Annotated in this window: 13 protein-coding genes and 2 pseudogenes; 6 read left to right on the top strand and 9 right to left on the bottom strand. The window is 68.9% G+C overall.

What is annotated here, in order from left to right:
* Window positions 1-85 precede the first annotated feature (85 nt).
* The 3 genes and pseudogenes from ilvC to IOE58_RS02565 form a co-directional block, all read right to left on the bottom strand.
* Window positions 86-1,117: a ketol-acid reductoisomerase gene (gene ilvC / locus IOE58_RS02575; protein ID WP_348981841.1), complete on the bottom strand. Its 1,032-nt coding sequence runs from the start codon at window positions 1,115-1,117 to the stop codon at window positions 86-88.
* Between the two features lie 140 nt (window positions 1,118-1,257).
* Window positions 1,258-1,794 (bottom strand): acetolactate synthase small subunit, encoded by a 537-nt coding sequence (gene ilvN / locus IOE58_RS02570; protein ID WP_193864837.1) that lies wholly within the window; start codon window positions 1,792-1,794, stop codon window positions 1,258-1,260.
* A 2-nt stretch (window positions 1,795-1,796) separates the two neighbouring features.
* Window positions 1,797-3,552: pseudogene (locus tag IOE58_RS02565) on the bottom strand (acetolactate synthase large subunit).
* Window positions 3,553-3,869: 317 nt separating this feature from the next.
* Between IOE58_RS02565 and nirB the strand changes: the two are divergent.
* The 5 genes from nirB (at window position 3,870) to IOE58_RS02540 (ending at window position 11,578) form a co-directional block, all read left to right on the top strand.
* Window positions 3,870-6,557, top strand: coding sequence for a nitrite reductase large subunit NirB (gene nirB, locus IOE58_RS02560; protein WP_193864836.1), 2,688 nt, complete (start codon window positions 3,870-3,872; stop codon window positions 6,555-6,557).
* A gap of 13 nt (window positions 6,558-6,570) precedes the next feature.
* The gene (locus tag IOE58_RS02555; RefSeq protein ID WP_193864835.1) at window positions 6,571-6,999 is read left to right on the top strand and encodes a nitrite reductase (NAD(P)H) small subunit; all 429 of its coding nucleotides are present in this window, start codon (window positions 6,571-6,573) and stop codon (window positions 6,997-6,999) included.
* Window positions 6,996-8,624, top strand: a complete 1,629-nt coding sequence (gene cobA / locus IOE58_RS02550) for a uroporphyrinogen-III C-methyltransferase (RefSeq protein WP_228018501.1) — start codon at window positions 6,996-6,998, stop codon at window positions 8,622-8,624. The genes IOE58_RS02555 and cobA overlap by 4 nt, the downstream gene beginning before the upstream one ends.
* Before the next feature lie 447 nt (window positions 8,625-9,071).
* A complete protein-coding gene (locus tag IOE58_RS02545; protein WP_193864834.1) occupies window positions 9,072-11,372 on the top strand; it encodes a carbon starvation CstA family protein in 2,301 nt (766 codons plus the stop codon).
* A gap of 5 nt (window positions 11,373-11,377) precedes the next feature.
* Window positions 11,378-11,578: a YbdD/YjiX family protein gene (locus IOE58_RS02540; protein WP_193864833.1), complete on the top strand. Its 201-nt coding sequence runs from the start codon at window positions 11,378-11,380 to the stop codon at window positions 11,576-11,578.
* A 46-nt stretch (window positions 11,579-11,624) separates the two neighbouring features.
* On the opposite strand, the gene ilvD is transcribed toward IOE58_RS02540, so the two are convergent.
* Window positions 11,625-13,457: a dihydroxy-acid dehydratase gene (gene ilvD / locus IOE58_RS02535; RefSeq protein WP_193864832.1), complete on the bottom strand. Its 1,833-nt coding sequence runs from the start codon at window positions 13,455-13,457 to the stop codon at window positions 11,625-11,627.
* 220 nt (window positions 13,458-13,677) lie between these two features.
* On the bottom strand, window positions 13,678-13,911 hold the full coding sequence (locus IOE58_RS02530) for a hypothetical protein (RefSeq protein WP_193864831.1): 234 nt from the start codon (window positions 13,909-13,911) through the stop codon (window positions 13,678-13,680).
* Between the two features lie 461 nt (window positions 13,912-14,372).
* Between IOE58_RS02530 and IOE58_RS02525 the strand changes: the two genes are divergently transcribed.
* A complete protein-coding gene (locus IOE58_RS02525; protein ID WP_193864830.1) occupies window positions 14,373-14,744 on the top strand; it encodes a hypothetical protein in 372 nt (123 codons plus the stop codon).
* Window positions 14,745-14,801: 57 nt separating this feature from the next.
* Here the strand turns inward: IOE58_RS02525 and IOE58_RS14120 are convergent, their stop codons facing one another.
* The 4 genes and pseudogenes from IOE58_RS14120 to IOE58_RS02515 form a co-directional block, all read right to left on the bottom strand.
* The gene (locus tag IOE58_RS14120; protein ID WP_228018499.1) at window positions 14,802-15,167 is read right to left on the bottom strand and encodes a hypothetical protein; all 366 of its coding nucleotides are present in this window, start codon (window positions 15,165-15,167) and stop codon (window positions 14,802-14,804) included.
* 89 nt (window positions 15,168-15,256) lie between these two features.
* Window positions 15,257-15,400, bottom strand: a pseudogene (locus IOE58_RS14500) (alanine:cation symporter family protein); the annotation flags it as partial.
* Window positions 15,340-15,969 carry an alanine:cation symporter family protein gene (locus IOE58_RS14110; protein WP_228018497.1) on the bottom strand — a complete coding sequence of 210 codons (630 nt, stop codon included), beginning with the start codon at window positions 15,967-15,969 and terminating at the stop codon, window positions 15,340-15,342. The pseudogene IOE58_RS14500 and the gene IOE58_RS14110, both read right to left, overlap by 61 nt.
* 128 nt (window positions 15,970-16,097) lie before the next feature.
* A complete protein-coding gene (locus IOE58_RS02515) occupies window positions 16,098-17,873 on the bottom strand; it encodes an alanine/glycine:cation symporter family protein (protein WP_193864829.1) in 1,776 nt (591 codons plus the stop codon).
* Window positions 17,874-18,181: the final 308 nt, after the last annotated feature.

Below are 18,181 nucleotides of genomic sequence, written 5' to 3'. Positions count from 1 at the left end.
GTGTGTTCAGAACATCATGATGCACGAAAGACCGCGGCGGGAGCACCTCGAGGGTGCTCCCGCCGCCGGGTGGGGATCGGGTGTGTCAGCGCGCGGCGCTGCCCTCGGTGTAGCCGTCATCCTGGGAGTCCTTGTTCCAGGAGAACATCTTACGCAGGTCCTTGCCGACCTTCTCGATCGGGTGCTCGGCCTCCTCGGCGCGGAGCTTCTTGAACTCCTCGGCGCCGTTGTCCTGGTCCTCGATGAAACGCGTGGCGAAGGTGCCGTCCTGAATGTCGGTCAGCACCGCCTTCATGGATTCCTTGACACGGCTGTCCACCACGCGGGGGCCGGAGACGTAGTCGCCGAACTCGGCAGTATCGGAGATGGACCAGCGCTGCTTGGCGATGCCGCCCTCGATCATCAGGTCGACGATCAGCTTGAGCTCGTGGAGCACCTCGAAGTAGGCGATCTCGGGCTGATAGCCGGCCTCGGTGAGGGTCTCGAACCCGGCCTGGACCAGGTGGCTCATGCCGCCGCACAGCACGGCCTGCTCACCGAACAGGTCGGTCTCGGTCTCCTCGGTGAAGGTGGTGCGGATACCGCCCGCGCGCAGTCCGCCGATGGCCTTGGCGTAGGAGAGGGCGAGGTCCCAGGCACTGCCGCTGGCATCCTCATCGACCGCGACGATCACGGGCACGCCACGACCGGCCACGTACTCCCGGCGCACGATGTGGCCGGGCCCCTTGGGGGCCACCATCGCCACGTCCACACCCGCCGGGGGCTGGATGTAGCCGTAGCGGATGTTGAAGCCGTGGGCGAAGAACAGGGCATCGCCCTCGCGCAGCTTGTCCTTGATCTGCTCGTCGTAGATGGTGCGCTGGTACTGGTCCGGCGCCAGGATCATCACCACGTCGGCCCAGTCGGCGACCTCGGCGGGGGGGCCGACGGCCAGGCCCTGCTCCTCGGCCTTGGCGCGGGAGCTCGAGCCCTCCTTGAGACCGATGCGCACCTCTACCCCGCTGTCACGCAGGCTCAGGGCGTGGGCGTGGCCCTGGGAGCCGAAACCGATGACCGCGACCTTCCTGCCCTGGATGATCGAGAGATCGGCGTCGTCGTCGTAGAACATGTCGGCCACGGTGTGTGCTCCTTGGGTCGATGGTGCGGGCCCGGATCGGGTCGCTGATCGGGGCAGATGCAGGATCATCCTACAGCCCGCCGTCTTACAGGTTGAGAGGGAATATCAGATGATGGAACGCGATGGGTGGGGAGGCGGGCTCAGCCCAGCAGGTTCTTGTCGGTGAGAGCGCGGCCGCCGCGTCCGATGGCCACTTCGCCGGACTTCACGATCTCGCGGATCCCGAAGGGCTCCAGCATGCTCAGCAGGGCGGTGAGCTTGTCCTGCGTACCGGTCGCCTCGATCGTCACGGCGTCCGCGGCGGCGTCGACCACCTTGGCCCGGAACATCTGCACGATCTCCAGCACCGAGGTGCGCGAGGTGTTGTCGGCCAAGACCTTCACCAGCATCAGTTCGCGCTGCACCGTCTGACGGGGCTCGAGCTGCACGATCTTCAGCACGTTGACCAGCTTGTTGAGCTGCTTCGTGATCTGCTCCAGGGGGTGCTGGGCCACGTCCACCACCACGGTGATGCGGGAGATCTCCGGGTGCTCGGTGGGGCCCACCGCGAGGGAGGCGATGTTGTAGCCGCGACGGGCGAACAGTGCGGCGACGCGGGTGAGGACGCCCGGTTTGTTCTCCACCAGGACCGAGAGGGTCTGGGTGTCGGCGGGCATGGCGGATTCGGTGGCGTTCATTCTCAGATGTCCCTCTCCCACTCGGGGCTCATGCCCTGCGCGATCTGGATCTCGTCGTTGGAGACGCCGGCGGGCACCATGGGCCAGACCATGGCATCGGCGCTGACCTGGAAGTCCACCACCACCGGGCGGTCGTTGATCTCCATGGCCTGCTCGATGGTGGCGTCGATGTCCTCGTCCCTCTCGCAGCGCAGTCCGGCCGCACCATAGGCGTCAGCGAGCTTGACGAAGTCGGGGATGCGGCGGGTGCCGTGCCCGGTGTTGAGATCGGTGTGGGAGTACCGCTTGTCGTAGAAGAGGTTCTGCCACTGCCGCACCATGCCCAGCGAGCTGTTGTTGATCACCGCGACCTTGATCGGGATGTCGTTGATGACGCAGGTGGCCAGCTCCTGGTTGGTCATCTGGAAGCAGCCGTCGCCGTCGATGGCCCACACGGTGGTCTCGGGCCGTCCCACCTTGGCGCCCATCGCGGCCGGCACGGAGTAGCCCATGGTGCCCAGGCCTCCCGAGTTGATCCACGAGTTGGGCTTCTCGTAGCGGATGAACTGGCTGGACCACATCTGGTGCTGGCCCACGCCCGCCACGTAGATCGAGTCCGGTCCGGAGATCTCGCCGATCCGGGAGATCACCTTCTGCGGGGCGGTGTAACCGTCGGCGGTGGCGGTCCATCCCAGCGGGTAGGTGTCACGCAGCATCGACAGGGTGCTCCACCAGGACTCGTAGTCACGGGTGTCGTCGGCGGCGATGCGCTCACGCAGCTCTGCTGTCAGCGCGGTGGCCACCTCGGCGGCCTGGCCCACGATCGGGACGTCGGCGGTGCGGTTCTTGGAGATCTCCGCAGGGTCGATATCGGCATGGACGATCGTCGCGTTCGGCGCGAAGGAGTCCAGGCGACCGGTCACGCGGTCGTCGAAGCGCGCACCGATGGCCACGATCAGATCCGCCCGCTGCAGCGCGGAGACCGCCGCGACGGTGCCGTGCATGCCGGGCATGCCCAGGTGGCTGGGATGCGAGTCCGGCAGGGCGCCGCGGCCCATCAGGGTGGTGACGAACGGTGCGCCGCTGGTGTCGATCAGCTCGGTGACCTGCTGGGAGGCACGGCCGCGGATCACGCCGCCGCCCAGCAGGAACACCGGTCGGCGGGACTGCATGAGCAGGGAGACCGCCTCGCGGATCTGCTTGTTGTGGGGGCGGGGCTCGGGTCGGTAGCCGGGCAGGTCCAGGGTCTCGGGCCACACGAAGTCCGCGGTGGCCTGCTGGGCGTCCTTGGTGACGTCCACCAGCACCGCACCGGGGCGGCCGGTGGAGGCGATGTGGAAGGCCTGCTTGATCACGCGCGGGATCTCGGCGGCGTCCTTGACCAGGAAGTTGTGCTTGGTCACCGGCATCGTCATGCCCACGATGTCCGCCTCCTGGAACGCGTCGGTCCCGATGAAGGAGGAGCCGACCTGCCCGGTGATGGCGACCATCGGGATCGAGTCCATCTGGGCGTCGGCGATGGGGGTGATGAGGTTGGTGGCACCCGGCCCGGACGTGGCCAGGCACACCCCCACCCTCCCTGTGGCATGGGCGTACCCGCTGGCAGCGTGGCCGGCGCCCTGCTCATGCGCACCAGCACGTGACGCAGCTTCTGCGCATCCATCAGCGGGTCGTAGGTGGGCAGGATCGCCCCGCCGGGAAGGCCGAAGACGACCTCGGCCCCGGCGTGCTCGAGGACTGCACCAGTGCCTGTGCGCCGGTGAGGTGCTGAGGTGTCATCGGAACTCCTTCAAAGAAAAAGCCCCTCGGCCTGTGGCTCTGAGGGGCGCGGGACGTCTCGTGGGGACGAACGGGCGTCAGCCGCGCTCGGTGATTACGAGAAGGATCGTCTGCATGCGGACACCATAGCCCCCCGCCCGTCGTACGGCGGACCAGCCGTCCACCATTCGGACGCCCCCGTATCGGCCCAGGTCGTACCGCATCGCCGCTTATCAGCTGCGAGCCCGCCGGCGGGCGGTAGAAAAGTCCCGCCCCGCCTCGCGCTCTCCCTTAGTCTGGTCGGACGCAGCCCCTCGCAGAGAGACGTGTGACCACAGATGACCGCCCCCGGACACTCCCCCCTGACCACGGCCGAGGACACCACCACGACCCCACCCCTGGACGGCGAACGGATCGTCGTCGTCGGCGGCGGCATGACCGGCCATCGATTCGTCTCCCGGCTGCGGGCCCAGGACCCCGACGGCAGCTGGGAGCTCACCATGATCGGTGAGGAGCCCCAGCAGCCGTACGACCGCGTGCACCTGTCGAACTGGTTCTCCAGCCGCAACGCGGACCTGCTCACCCTGGACCCCACGGTCTGGGACGATCCCCGCATCACCCTGGTCACCGGCGACGCCGTGACCGCCCTGGACCGCGATGCGCAGACGGTCACCACCGCCAGCGGCACCGTGCACGCCTACGACCGCCTGGTGCTGGCCACCGGCTCCTGGGCATGGTCGCCCCGCGCCGAGGGCAACGACCTGCCCGGCACCTTCTCCTACCGCACGGTGGAGGACGTCGAGCGGATGGCCGAGTGGGTCACCCTGCGCTCCGAGAAGGTGGGGCGCCCGCTGCGCGGTGTGGTGGTCGGCGGCGGGGTGCTGGGCCTGGAGGCCGCGGCCGCGCTGAAGGGCATGGCGGTCGACACCACCGTCGTGGAGTTCGCGGACCGTCTCATGGCCGTCCAGCTGGACCAGGGCGGCGGCGAGATGCTGCGCCTGCTGATCGAGGATCTCGGCATCGGTGTGCGCACCGGCGTAGGGGCGGCACGCTTCTCTCCCGCGGCCGACGGCGCCATGGGCACCGCCCACCTCACCGACGACTCCGAGCTGCCCGCCGACATCGTGGTGTTCTCCACCGGCATCCGCCCCCGCGACAAGGTGGCCCGCGAGGCCGGCCTGGCGATCGGCGAACGCGGCGGCGTGGTGGTGGGCGAGACCTGCCAGACCTCCGACGAGATCATCTGGGCGATCGGCGAGTGCGCCTCCTTCAACGGCGTGTGCGCGGGCCTGGTGGCCCCCGGCAACGACATGGCCGACGTGGTCGTGGACAGCTTCCTGGGTGGCAAGCGCACCCATGAGCGCTCGGTGGAGGGCACCAAGCTCAAGGGAGTGGGCGTGGAGGCGGCCGCCTTCGGCGACGTCAACGGCCTCACCCCGGGCGCCCTGGACGTCACCTTCATCGACCCGTTCAAGCGCCAGTACCGCAAGCTCGTGGTCAGCGACGACGCCAAGACCCTGCTGGGCGGCGTGTTCATCGGCGACATCGAGCTGTACTCCTCGCTGCGGCCCCTGGTGGGCCGGGCACTCGGGGCGGACCCGTCGGCCCTGATCGCCCCGGCCGGCGCCGGCGCCATGCCCGACACCGAGCTGCCTGACGACGCCGTGGTGTGCTCCTGCAACAACGTCGCCGCCGGCACCGTGCGCGCCGCCGTCACCGAGCAGGGCTGCCACACCATCGGCCAGGTCAAGGAGTGCACCAAGGCCGGCACGGTGTGCGGCTCCTGCGTGCCGCTGCTGACGAAGATCCTCAACAAGGAGCTGGAGAAGTCCGGCATCACGGTCTCCAAGGGGCTGTGCGAGCACTTCGCGTACTCCCGCGCCGAGCTGTTCAAGCTCGTGGAGGAGGGCGGCCAGCAGACCTTCACCGAGGTGGTCGCCGCCTACGGCACCGGCCGCGGCTGTGCGGTGTGCCGCCCGGTGGTGGCCTCGATCCTGTCCACCCTGGGCGCGATCACCGGCTCCCGACATAACCCGGTGGGTCGTCAGCTGGGCTCCCTGCAGGACACCAACGACTTCGTGATGGCGAACATCCAGAAGGACGGCACCTACTCCGTGATCCCGGCGATGCCTGCCGGCGAGGTCACCCCCGAGGGCCTGATGGTGATCGCTCAGGTGGCGAAGGACTACGGCCTGTACGTGAAGCTCAACGGCGCCCAGCGCATCGGCATGTTCGGTGCGCGCCTGGAGCAGCTGCCGGAGATCTGGAAGCGCCTGGTGGACGCCGGTTTCCAGTCCGGCCACGCCTACGGCAAGTCCCTGCGCATGGTCAAGGCCTGCCTGGGCACCAACTGGTGCCGGTTCGGGGTGCAGGACTCCACCACCATGGCCGTGGCGCTGGAGAAGCGCTATCGCGGCCTGCGCTCGCCGCACAAGCTCAAGATCAGCGTCTCGGGCTGTGCGCGCGAGTGCGCCGAGGCCCAGGCCAAGGACGTCGGCGTGATTGCGACGACGAAGGGCTGGAACCTGTTCGTGGGCGGCAACGGGGGCGCCCAGCCCGCCCACGGCAAGCTGCTGGTCGAGGACCTGGACGACACCAACCTGGTCAAGTGCATCGACCGCTTCCTGATGCTGTACATCCGTGAGGCGGACAAGCTGCAGCGCACGGCGCGCTGGGTGGAGGAGTTCCCGGGCGGCATCGAGGAGCTGCGCCGCATCATCGTGGACGACTCGCTGGGCATCGGCGAGCAGCTGGAGGAGTCCATGCAGAAGCACGCCGACTCCTACGTGGACGAGTGGGCCGAGGCCGTGTACGACCCGGAGCGCCGCGCGAAGTTCGTCTCCTTCGTCAACGCCCCGGAGAAGTCCGACCCGGGACTGAGGTACGTGCTCGAGCGCGGGCAGGCCAGGCCGGCGGCCGAGGGCGAGACCGAGACCTACCCGACCCCGCTGGCAGCCCGCCAGCACGCCATGGCCACGCCGGGGACCGCCGAGCCCTCCGGCTACGACCCCACCCAGAAGAGCTGAGGAGCCAGCAGCGATGAACACCGACGCCACCGTGGACACCTCGGCCGGCACCGCCGGCGAGATGATCGAGATCTGCTCCGTGGATGCCCTGACCGTGGAGCGCGGCGCCGCCGCACTGCTGCCTGACGGCACCCAGATCGGCGTGTTCCTGCTGGAGGACGGCAGCGTGCACGCGATCCAGCAGCTGGATCCGTACTCGGGCACACAGATCCTCTCTCGCGGACTGGTGGGCTCCCACCTGGTGCCGGGCGAGGGCGAGGAGCCCGGGACGATCGTGCCCACGATCGCCTCCCCGATGTACAAGCAGGCCTGGAACCTGAGCACCGGCGAGGTGCTGGATGCCGGGGGTGGGGAGCCGCAGCCGATCGCCGTGTACGACGCCGAGATCCGGGACGGGAAGCTTCACGTGGCCACCTCGCCCCGGCTGGCCGCCGGTTCATGATGGCGGGCGGCTCCGACACCGCTCCCGGCTCCCCCGCCCGCCCGGGCTCCGATCCCCTCGACGCAAGTGCCCTGTCCACCACGCGCCTCGAGCCGGGAACGGTGGCCCTGGTGGGAGGCGGGCCGGGGGCCCTGGACCTGATCACCGTGCGCGGGCTGGCGCTGCTGCGCCAGGCCGACGTGGTGGTGGTGGACCGTCTGGGCCCCGCGGGCCTGACCGAGCTGCTCGACGAGCACGTCGAGATCATCCCCGTGGGCAAGACCCCCGGCGTGGCCTCGATCCCCCAGGCGGAGATCGAGCAGGTGCTGGTGGAGCGGGCCCGCGCGGGCAAGCGCGTGGTGCGGCTCAAGGGCGGGGACCCTTTCCTGCTGGGCCGGGGCGGCGAGGAGGTGCTGGCCTGCCGTGCCGCCGGCATCGACGTCCAGGTGGTGCCCGGGGTGAGCTCCTCGATCGCGGGGCCCGCCGCGGGCGACGTCCCCGTCACACACCGCGGCACCGCCGTCGCCCTCCACGTGGTCAACGCCCACGGCGACCTGGGGCCGGCCGATCTGGCCGCGCTGCGGGACGCCGGCACCACCACGGTGCTGATGATGGGCGTGGAATGGCTGCCGCGCCTGGTGGCCCAGGCGACACTCAACGGTGTCGACCCTGCCACCCCGGTGGCCGTCGTGCAGAGCGCGACCATGCTCGAGCAGCGTTGCGTGCGCGGCACGCTGGCGACCATCGTGGAGACCGTGGAGCGCGAGCAGATCACCTCGCCCGCCGTGATCGCGGTGGGCGGCACCGCCGCCGAGGGCTTCCTGGCTCCCCCCGAGCCGCAGGAGACCGGTCGCGGCGCGGGCCGCGACAACCTCACCGCCCCGCAGGAGCAGGCGGAGCACCCGTTCTCCGCGGGCGACGCGCAGGGCGGGGACGCCCCCGGCCGCTCCCCGGTGCTGATCGGCTGCGCCCACGGCACCCGCTTCCGGGCGGGCCGCGACGTGATCCGCGAACTGCTGGTGATGGCCGCGGAGCTGGTCGATGCCCCGGTGCGGGAGTCCTTCGTGGACATCCAGGCCCCGGCGATCGAGGATGCGGTGGCCGCCCATGCCGGCCCCTCCGATGCCACCCGTCTCGATGCCCCGGTCTCAGCGGTGGTGGTGCCGGTGCTGCTGTCCACGGGCTACCACGTGCGCAAGGACATCGGCGGGGCGGTGCGCGGACGCACCGCCGTGGCGACCGCGCCGCTGGGCCCGGATGAGCGCCTGGCCACCGTGATGGTCGAACGCCTGCGGGAGGCGGGCCTGAGCAAGGGCGACACCGTGGTGATGGCGGCGGCTGGAACCAGCGACCCGGACGGGGTGGCGATGGTCGAGCAGATGCGTGACCTGCTCGCGGGCGCTCTGGAAACCGAGGTCGGGTTGGGCTACGTGGCGGCCTCCGCGCCGGATGTGGCCACCGTGGTGCGGCAGGCCCGCCAGGCCGGGGCCGAGCGCGTGGTGGTGGCGTCCTACATGCTGGCACCGGGACACTTCCAGAAGAAACTGGAGGCGTCCGGGGCCGATGTGGTGGCGCGGCCTTTGGGCACGCATCCGTTGGTGGCCGAGGTCATCGCGGACCGGTACCGGGCGGCGGTCGGAGACTGACCGGATCACGGCGGACGCAGGCACTGACGGTCCATCATGCGTGCCGCTGACTGCCCCGAAAAGCCCCCGGTGAGCCCCGAGCAGGGTGGCCTGGGCGGCGTCACGGCCCAGGAGCGGGGCGGAGACTGCCACCAGAGCGGAGTTGCGACCCGCACAACGTCGTCACGGGACTCCTTGGGGTACGGCTTGGACACGGTGAACATCCCTCCAGTCCAACCCCACGGGCTGGGCAGACCGGTTGTCGCCTATCCGTGCAGCAGACCCTCGGCACGGGGGCGTTCTTTCTGCTGAGTCCGGCACCGGGCTGCGCACCCACCGTGCACCACCGCGAACAGCGCGTTCCGTCCCGGCAGCGGCAGGGGACCAAGGACCTTGGAATCACCTGGGAACGGGCTTACGGTAACGGCACCCCCTCTCGCTCCCCGCTGCGAAAGAACGGTAGCCGCTATGAGCCACAACGCCCAGCCCGAGGAACCCGAGGCGGTCGACCGCAACGGGTCCGCCGCCCTCACCGATCCCCACCCACCCACAGCGCTGCCCGCCGAGGACTATGCCCGCGACCACCGCTGGACACCCGCGAAGATCGCCATCTGGGCGACCATCGCGCTGCTGGGCGGCCTGGGATGGGTGATGCTGGCCCTGGTGCGCGGCGAGCACGTCAACGGGATCTGGTTCGTGTTCGCCTCCGTGTGCACCTACCTGATCGGCTACCGGTTCTACTCCAAGTACATCCAGGACAACTTGGTGCGGCCCGATGACCGCCGCGCCACCCCCGCCGAGTACGCCTATGACGGCAAGGACTACGTTCCCACCGATCGCCGGGTGCTGTACGGACACCACTTCGCGGCCATTGCTGGTGCGGGCCCCCTGGTGGGGCCGGTGCTGGCGGCCCAGATGGGCTACCTTCCCGGAACGATCTGGATCATCGTCGGGGTGATCCTGGCCGGTGCTGTCCAGGACTACCTGGTGCTGGCGATCTCCACCCGTCGTCACGGCCGCTCCCTAGGGCAGATGGCCCGCGACGAACTGGGCCTGGTCGGCGGTATCGCGGCCTTCGTGGCCACGCTGAGCATCATGCTGATCATCGTCGCCATTCTGGCGATGGTGGTGGTCAATGCCCTCGGGGAGAGCGCCTGGGGCGTGTTCTCGGTGGGCCTGACCATTCCCATCGCCCTGTTCATGGGCTTCTATCTGCGGTTCATCCGCCCCGGGAAGGTCATGGAGGTCTCCGCTATTGGGTGCGCGATGCTGCTGGCGGCCATTATCGGCGGCCGCTGGGTATCCGAGAGCGACTGGGGCCAGACCCTCTTCCACATCGACCGCCCCGTGCTGGCATGGATGATCATCGGGTACGGCTTCCTGGCCGCGGTGCTGCCGGTGTGGGTGCTGCTGGCGCCGCGCGACTACCTCTCCACCTTCATGAAGGTGGGCGTGATCGTGATGCTCGCGCTGGCCATCGTCCTGGTGCGGCCCGCGCTCCAGGCTCCGCCGCTGTCCGAGTACGCCTCCCGGGCCGACGGCCCCGTGTTCGCCGGGCCGCTGTTCCCGTTCCTCTTCGTGACCATCGCCTGCGGTGCACTGTCCGGGTTCCATGCGCTCATCTCCTCGGGCACCACCCCGAAACTGGTGGAGAAGGAGAGCCAGACCCGGATGATCGGGTACGGCGGCATGTTGATGGAATCGTTCGTGGCGATCATGGCGCTGGTGGCCGCCGCCTCCATCGACCGCGGCATCTACTTCGCCATGAACTCGTCGTTCGCGGCCACGGGCGGCACCGCTGAGGGCGCGGCCCAGTTCATCAGTTCGCTCGGCCTGACCGGGGTGTCCGTCGAACCCGAGGTGCTGGAGCACACCGCGCAGCAAGTGGGCGAGCACTCCATCGTCTCGCGCACCGGTGGCGCTCCCACCTTGGCGCTCGGTCTGGCGGGCATCATGAAGCGGGTGATCGGCGGGGACGCCATGATGGCGTTCTGGTACCACTTCGCCATCATGTTCGAGGCGCTGTTCATCCTGACGGCGGTGGATGCCGGTACCCGAGTGGCCCGCTTCATGCTCTCGGACGTGCTCGGCAACGTGTACCAGCGCTTCCGCGACCCGAAGTGGACGGCGGGTGCGTGGATCACCACCGCGGTGATGGTGGCCGGTTGGGGGTCCATCCTGGTGATGGGCGTCAATGATCCCCTGGGCGGAATCAACACCCTGTTTCCGCTGTTCGGTATCGCCAACCAGTTGCTCGCGGCCATCGCCCTGTCGATCTGCCTGGTCGTGTTCGCCCGCAAGGGCCGACGGTGGACCCTGCTGATCATTGCGGTGCCGATGCTGTTCACGGCCGTGATCACAGTGTACGGCTCATACCTGAAGATCTTCTCGCCCGTCCCGGCTATCGGGTACTGGGCCAATCACCAGATGTTCAAAGAGGCACTGGCCAACGGTGAGACCTCCCTGGGGCTGGCTGGCAGTGTCGAGGAGATGCAGACGGTGGTGTTCAACACGGCTGTGCAGGGCTCGCTGTCGATCCTGTTCGTGGTGTGCGCCCTGATCGTGATGATCGTGGCCGTGTGGCGCACCATCCAGGCCCTGCGGGGCCAGAACCTGCTGAACACGGAGGAGGAGCCGGTGGAGTCGGTGTACTACGCTCCCTCCGGCCTGGGTGCCTCACCATCGGAGAAGGCACTGCAGGCGCAGTGGGCGCAGTGGCTGAGCCGTCACCCCGAGAAGGACTTCTCGACCCGAGGCGGGGGGCACTGAGCGTCATGGCCCTCACAAGCACCCTGCGGTCGATGCTGGCCAGTGCGTGCCGCATCGCCCGCGGGGTGCTCGGCTCGGATGCCTACGATCACTATCTTCGCCACCACGAGATCACCGGCTGTGCCCACGCTCCCCTGAGCGAGCGGGAGTTCTGGCGCCAGCGGTACGCCGAGCAGGACGCGAACCCTGGGAGCCGCTGCTGCTGACCGGCATCGGGCAGTCAGCGCGGCGGCCGCTTAGTCGAAGCCGTGATCAGTCCAGGGGCCGACGGGTCGCGCCGTAGGTGGCTGAGCGCACCAGGTGCGCGTACACCTTGAGCGCCTGGGTGATCTTGCGGTCGCGGCTGACGGGACGCCAGGGCAGCTCGCCCTTCTTCTGGCGGCGACGCTCGAGCTCGGCGTCGTCCACCTCCAGGCTCAAGGAGCGCTTGTCCACGTCGATGACGATGCGGTCGCCGTCCTCGACCAGTCCGATGATGCCGCCCTCGGCGGCCTCCGGGGAGATGTGGCCGATGGAGACGCCGCTGGTGCCGCCGGAGAAGCGGCCGTCGGTGATCAGTGCGCAGTCGCGGCCCAGGCCCCGGCCCTTGAGGAAGGAGGTGGGGTAGAGCATCTCCTGCATACCGGGGCCGCCCTGGGGGCCCTCGTAGCGGATCACCACGACGTGGCCGGCCTTGACGGTCTTGTCCAGGATCTTCTGGACGGCCTCCTCCTGGGACTCGCATACCACCGCGGTGCCCTCGAAGTGGAACAGGTCCTCGGTGATGCCGGCGGTCTTGATCACGCTGCCCTCGGCGGCGAGGTTGCCGGTGAGCACGCACAGGCCGCCGTCCTTGGTGTGGGCGTGGGGCACGGCGCGGATCACACCGCCCTCGGAATCGGTGTCCAGCTCCTTGTAGGTGTTGGTGGAGGAGAACGCCTGGGTGGTGCGCACGCCGCCGGGCGCCGCATGGAACAGGGCGTTGGCCTTCTCGGTGGGCGACCCGCCGCGGATGTCCCAGTCCTTCAGCCAGGACTGCAGGTCCGGGGAGTGCACGGAGTGGACGGTGTGGTCCAGCAGTCCGGCTCGGTCCAGCTCGCCCAGGATGGCGGGGATGCCGCCGGCGCGGTGGACGTCCTCCACGTGGGCGGTGCCGTTGGGCGCCACCTTGGACAGGCACGGCACGGTGCGGGAGATGCGGTCGATGTCCTCGAGGGTGAAGTCGACCTCGCCCTCGATGGCCGTGGCCAGGATGTGCAGCACGGTGTTGGTGGAGCCGCCCATCGCCACGTCCAGGCTCATGGCGTTGCAGAACGCGGCCTTGGTAGCGATGCTGCGAGGCAGCACGGACTCGTCGTCCTGCTCGTAGTAGCGCTTGGCGAGCTCGACGATCTTCCGCCCCGCCTCGAGGAACAGCTCCTTGCGGAAGGCATGGGTGGCCAGGGTGGTGCCGTTGCCGGGCAGGGACAGGCCCAGCGCCTCGGTGAGGCAGTTCATCGAGTTCGCAGTGAACATGCCGGAGCAGGAGCCGCAGGTGGGGCAGGCGTTCTCCTCGATGTCGGCAAGCTGGGCGTCGGTGACGGTGTCGTCCGCGCTCTGCACGATCGCATCGATCAGGTCCAGGCGGTGCTCGACCACGCCGTCCACGGGCTCACCCGACTCCATCGGCCCGCCGGAGACGAACACCACCGGGATGTTCAGGCGCATGGCGGCCATCAGATGGCCGGGGGTGATCTTGTCGCAGTTGGAGATGCACACCAGCGCATCGGCGGTGTGGGCGTTGACCATGTACTCGATGGAGTCCGCGATCACGTCGCGGCTGGGCAGCGAGTAGAGCATGCCGCCGTGGCCCATGGCGATGCCGTCGTCCACCGCGATGGTGTTGAACTCCTTGGCGACGCCTCCGGCCTCCTTGACGGCGGAGGCCACCAGGTCGCCCATGTTCTTCAGGTGCACGTGGCCGGGCACGAACTGGGTGTAGGAGTTGGCGATCGCGATGATCGGCTTGCCGAAGTCCGAGGTCTCCATGCCGGTGGCGCGCCAGAGGGCACGCGCGCCCGCCATGTTGCGGCCGTGGGTCGAGGTGCGGGAGCGGAGCTGAGGCATGGGGGGCAGTCTACGCCGCCGCCACGATGCGAGATGTGAGGCTCACGATGTGGACACGCGGTCGTCGGTTGACATGCCGGCCTGTCGGAGGCGCGCGGGACTGCGGGACGCGTGCCCGCCGTCTCTTCCCGCAGGGAAGTTCTCCCCATCGACACCGTACGGCCGCAGCCCTATTCTTCTACGACGTAGAGATCGCCAGGAGGAAGTCCGGGGCATGTCGTCATTTCTGGGGAGCGACCCGGAAGCCGTTCGACGCTTCGCTCAACTCCTCCGTGACCGGCAAGAGGCGCTGGAGCGAACTCGATCGATTCTGGAGCCGGCAGCCCAATGCGACCCGATCTGGAAAGGGCCAGACGGTGACAGCTTCCGAATCGCGGTCCGCACCGACGTTCTCCCTGTCCTCATCGACGTGACGTCCAGGTTCAGCACCCTGGCCGGCGAAGCCGATGCTCATGCGGATGAACAGGACGGCGCCTCTGCGGCCTCTGACCCCGTGGGCGTGCAGACCCATCTCCCTCCCCCGGCTTCACCAAGACCGGAGGCACCGAGCAGGGCGGGGCGCGAGGGTGGTCGTGCGCATGACCGTCGTGGCGATGGAAGTGAAGTCGGGCCCCCCGACGGGCCACTGGGATCCGGACTCCCTGACGGTCTCGGCGACCCAGTGCCAGGCACAACTGCAAATGACCCGGGGATGACGGAATGGCATCCTGTTGATCCCGGCGCCGGCGACTGGTCCAGTGAGGATGCAACTATTGCCGACCACGCGTGGGAGGTCCTTCTTCACGGATCGACCGCAAGAAGGACGACAGGGCCATGAGACGTCGAATCGCCCTCATCGGGGCTCTGAGCTTGGTTCCACCGTCACTGCTGACGGCCTGCAGCATTTCCGATCCGAAGAATGAGAAGACTACGGCTATGACAAGCAAGCCCAGTACTCCTGAAGAAGCACTCACCGCTGTGGGCCTGCCTGTCCCCGACGCAGAACTGACTCTCAGCGAAGGAATCGTCAACACCGAACTCCTCGAATGGAGTCTGCGAGTCACCTTCACGGGCAGCGCCGAGACGGTGCAGACGTGGATGGCCGATGCCTTCGGGGAAGGTACGAACGGCCTCCCCGTCAGTGAGGACGGGGCCCCCATCTCCCCGCGCATAGCGCCGGAGGAGGTGCACACGGGAATGCGCTGGGAAAGCGGCTCCAACCCCAGGGATCCGAACGCCACCTACACGGTGCTGATCTCGTCCGACGGCACCGACGTCGTGGTCGCAGCCGCCCGTACCACTCGCTGACGCCTGCGAACTGGACGAACGGACAGGGCGAAGGTCCAGGCCCTCCTCACCTGTGCCTCAGTCGGCGCGGTGCGATCCACCGCCGGCGGGCCCACTCCCCGCTCCCCCATCGCCCTCGCTGCGCCGCTCCTCGACCGCCAGGAACTGTCCGGTGTCCGGGATCGGCTCATCGGGGGTGCCCATCGGTGAGGCGAGGTCGTCTCCGTGGTGGGCGGCGCGCACCGGGAAGTCCGGGTCGTCCGAGAGCGTGCGGTGCAGGGTGCGCAGGCGCTCCTTCTCCGCGCGCTCCTCCTTCTCCGCTCGCTGCGTCTGCGCCGGGGTCGGGTCCTCCGAGACCAGCCCGACCCGCAGGTCCTCGTCCTCGACCGCTTCGATGGACCCGGCACACAGACGGCGGTTGAACCCGAAGATCTCCAGGCGCACCACCTTCGCCAGGAAGTAGATGCCCAGGATGTTGGGACCGCCATCAGGAAGAACGACGCATCGCCGAAGGCGATCACGGCGTCGAGGGAGGCGGCCGAACCGATCACTGCACCGACGATCCACAGCACGCGGAAGGTGTAGATGATCGACTTCTTGTAGCCGAAGAGGTACGTCAGTGCCTGCTCACCGTAGTAGGCGTAGGCCAGCAGGGTGGAGTAGCCGAAGAGTGCCACTGCCAGGGTGAGCAGCAGCCGAAGGCGCCCAGCACGGTGAACACGGCGTACGCCGAGCCCAGCACGACGCCCAGGCGGCGGTAGCCGATGGAGGCGAGGCCGTCGCGCAGGTAGACCATGGGGCCACCCTGGATGCTGCCGTCCTCGCGGATTTCCCGGAACTTCGACCCCAGCGTGGCCTCGGCCATCTTCATGCTCATGCCCAGGACGCCGAAGGCCGCGATCCACAGCGCCGCGCCCGGGCCGCCCAGGGACACGGCCACCGCCACGCCGGCGATGTTGCCCAGGCCCACGGTGCCGGACAGCTCAGTGGCCAGTGCCTGGAAGCTGGAGACCTCACCGGGGTCGGTCCGGGCGCTGAACTTCCCTCGGATCACCTGCATGGACGCCCGGAATCCGTTGATCGGCTGGAAGCGCAGCCACACCGTCATGAACAGCGCGCCGATCGCGAGCCACAGCACGATGATCGGCAGCCCGCCGAAGAGGGGGATCTCGAAGAAGACGACCGCGCTCATCACGTCGGCGGCCGGGCCCATGAACCTCTCGATCAGCTCGTCGATGTTCGGCATGGCCCCATCCCCTCCGCGTCGTGGACACGGACGGGGCCGGACCCCGCAGGGTCCGGCCCCGTCCGCTCGTAGGTCGCCCCTATGCGGTCAGGACGGGCCGGACCTGCACAAAGATCCGGACTCTGGGCTCAGGCGTCCCGCGAGGGGGTGCCGTCGATGTCCTGGGGTGCACCGGGGATGCGGTCCCCGGCCGTGGCCGTCGCCGTGGCAGCGCCACCGGCGACATGCGAACCGCCCTCCTCCGCGCCGACCGGGAACTGGCCGGTCTCCGGGATCGGCTCGGCCGGCGCCCCCATCGGGGAGGTCAGGTCCTCGCCGTGATGATCGGCGCGCACCGGGAACTCCGGATCGTCGGAGAGGGTGCGGCGCACCTCGGTGATGCGCTGCTGCTCCTCGCGTTCGGCGAGCTCGGCCTGGGCGACCTGCTCCTCGGTGGGCTCGTGGTCGCGCATGCCCACCTGCAGGTCCTCGTCCACCTCGCCCAGGGCGCCGGTGGTGACACGGTACTTGTGGCGCAGGATCTCCAGGCGCAGCACCTTGGACAGGAAGTAGATGCCCAGCAGGTTGGGGATCGCCATCAGGAAGAACATGGCATCGGAGAACGCGATCACCGAGTCCAGGGAGATGGCGGCACCGACCACGACGGCAACGACCCAGACCACGCGGAAGACGGTCTGCACGGACTTCTTGGAGCCGAACAGGTACATGGCGTTCAGCTCACCGTAGTAGGCGTAGGCCAGCACGGTGGAGAAGCCGAACAGGGCCACCGCCACCAGCAGCAGCATCGGGAACCACGGGGCCACGGTGCCGAAGGCCTGCGCGGTCAGCTGCACGCCGTCCGCACCACCGGTGGTGTACACGCCGGTCACCACGATCGCGATCGCGGTGAGCATGCAGACCACCACGGAGTCGATCAGCGGCTCCCACATGGCGGTGAAGCCCTCGGTGGCGGGCTCCTTGGTCTTGGAGGCGCTGTGCGCCATGGCGGCCGAGCCCACGCCGGCGGCGTTGGAGAACAGGGCACGCTGGATGCCGATGACGGCCACGCCGATGACGCCGCCGGTGACGCCCTCGGCCGTGAACGCGCCGGTGATGATCAAACCGATGGCCTGCGGGACGGCGCTGAGGTTCGAGACCACGATCAGCAGCACGCACAGCACATAGACCACGGCCATCGCGGGGGTCAGGGCGGAGGTCCAGCGGGCGATGGACTTCACGCCGCCCAGGACCACCACGGCCACCATGATTGCCATGACCAGGCCGATCAGCCACTGGTTGGACTGCAGGAACTCGCTGCCGGTGCCGGAGGAGATGATGGCGGCGACCTGGTTGGCCTGGAAGAGGTTGCCGGCGCCGAACACGCCCACCAGTGCGAAGATCGCGTACATGGTGGCGAGGACCCCGCCCAGCTTGCGCTTCCCGATGGAGGCCAGGCCGTCGCGCAGGAAGTACATGGGACCGCCCTCGGTGGTGCCGTCGGCGTTCACCTTGCGGAACATGACGCCCAGGGTGGCCTCGGCCATCTTCACGCTCATGCCGAAGATGCCGAAGATCGCGATCCACAGGGCCGCGCCGGGGCCGCCGGCCACGATGGCCACGGCCACGCCGGCGATGTTGCCCAGGCCCACGGTTCCGGAGAGCTCGGTGGCCAGGGCCTGGAAGCTGGAGACCTCACCGGGGTCCGTCTTGGCGGTGTACTTGCCGCGGATCACCTGGATGGAGTGCTTCAGACCGGTGATGGGCTGGAAACGCAGCCACACGGTGAGGAACACCGCGGCGGCCATCAGCCACACCACGATGATGGGGATGCCCCCGGCGACCGGTATCGCGTAGAACACGATGGCGCTCAGCGCCTCGGCGAAAGGCCCGAAGATCCTCTCGATCAGGGCATCGATTCCGTTCATGGGCAGGCTGCTCCTCTGGCGGGTTCTCCGCCGCTTGGTCTCGTCTGCACGCCGGGTTCGGGATCGCTCCCCGACCCGCTGCGGCCGGGCCCGGCTCGGGCTCGGCCCGGGCCGTCGGCACGGGGCCGAGGACGCGCCGCAGCGACCGCCGACCCACTGATCGACGGCTGCTGCGTTCTGGGCTCCTTCACTGTAGGGAGGCCCTGTGTCCGCTGGGCAACCGCTGTGCGGGGACCCTCGCGCTCCCGTCCTACCAGGTCAGATACTGTTCCCGGTCGTTTCGCCCCGTCCCTGCTGTGATGTGGTCG

This window comes from Brachybacterium epidermidis, from assembly GCF_015209585.1.
Lineage (GTDB): Bacteria > Actinomycetota > Actinomycetes > Actinomycetales > Dermabacteraceae > Brachybacterium > Brachybacterium epidermidis.
The sequence above is the reverse complement of the archived record's forward strand: the minus strand, read 5'-3'. Positions and strand labels throughout refer to the sequence as shown.

Bases quoted from the DNA above. Each gene is read 5' to 3' on its own strand.
- ilvN (WP_193864837.1), bottom strand. From the start codon at position 1,794: ATGAACGCCACCGAATCCGCCATGCCCGCCGACACCCAGACCCTCTCG.
- nirB (WP_193864836.1), top strand. From the start codon at position 3,870: ATGACCGCCCCCGGACACTCCCCCCTGACCACGGCCGAGGACACCACC.
- IOE58_RS02555 (WP_193864835.1), top strand. From the start codon at position 6,571: ATGAACACCGACGCCACCGTGGACACCTCGGCCGGCACCGCCGGCGAG.
- cobA (WP_228018501.1), top strand. From the start codon at position 6,996: ATGATGGCGGGCGGCTCCGACACCGCTCCCGGCTCCCCCGCCCGCCCG.
- IOE58_RS02545 (WP_193864834.1), top strand. From the start codon at position 9,072: ATGAGCCACAACGCCCAGCCCGAGGAACCCGAGGCGGTCGACCGCAAC.
- IOE58_RS02540 (WP_193864833.1), top strand. From the start codon at position 11,378: ATGGCCCTCACAAGCACCCTGCGGTCGATGCTGGCCAGTGCGTGCCGC.
- ilvD (WP_193864832.1), bottom strand. From the start codon at position 13,457: ATGCCTCAGCTCCGCTCCCGCACCTCGACCCACGGCCGCAACATGGCG.
- IOE58_RS02530 (WP_193864831.1), bottom strand. From the start codon at position 13,911: ATGAGCATCGGCTTCGCCGGCCAGGGTGCTGAACCTGGACGTCACGTC.
- IOE58_RS02525 (WP_193864830.1), top strand. From the start codon at position 14,373: ATGACAAGCAAGCCCAGTACTCCTGAAGAAGCACTCACCGCTGTGGGC.
- IOE58_RS14110 (WP_228018497.1), bottom strand. From the start codon at position 15,969: ATGCCGAACATCGACGAGCTGATCGAGAGGTTCATGGGCCCGGCCGCC.
- IOE58_RS02515 (WP_193864829.1), bottom strand. From the start codon at position 17,873: ATGAACGGAATCGATGCCCTGATCGAGAGGATCTTCGGGCCTTTCGCC.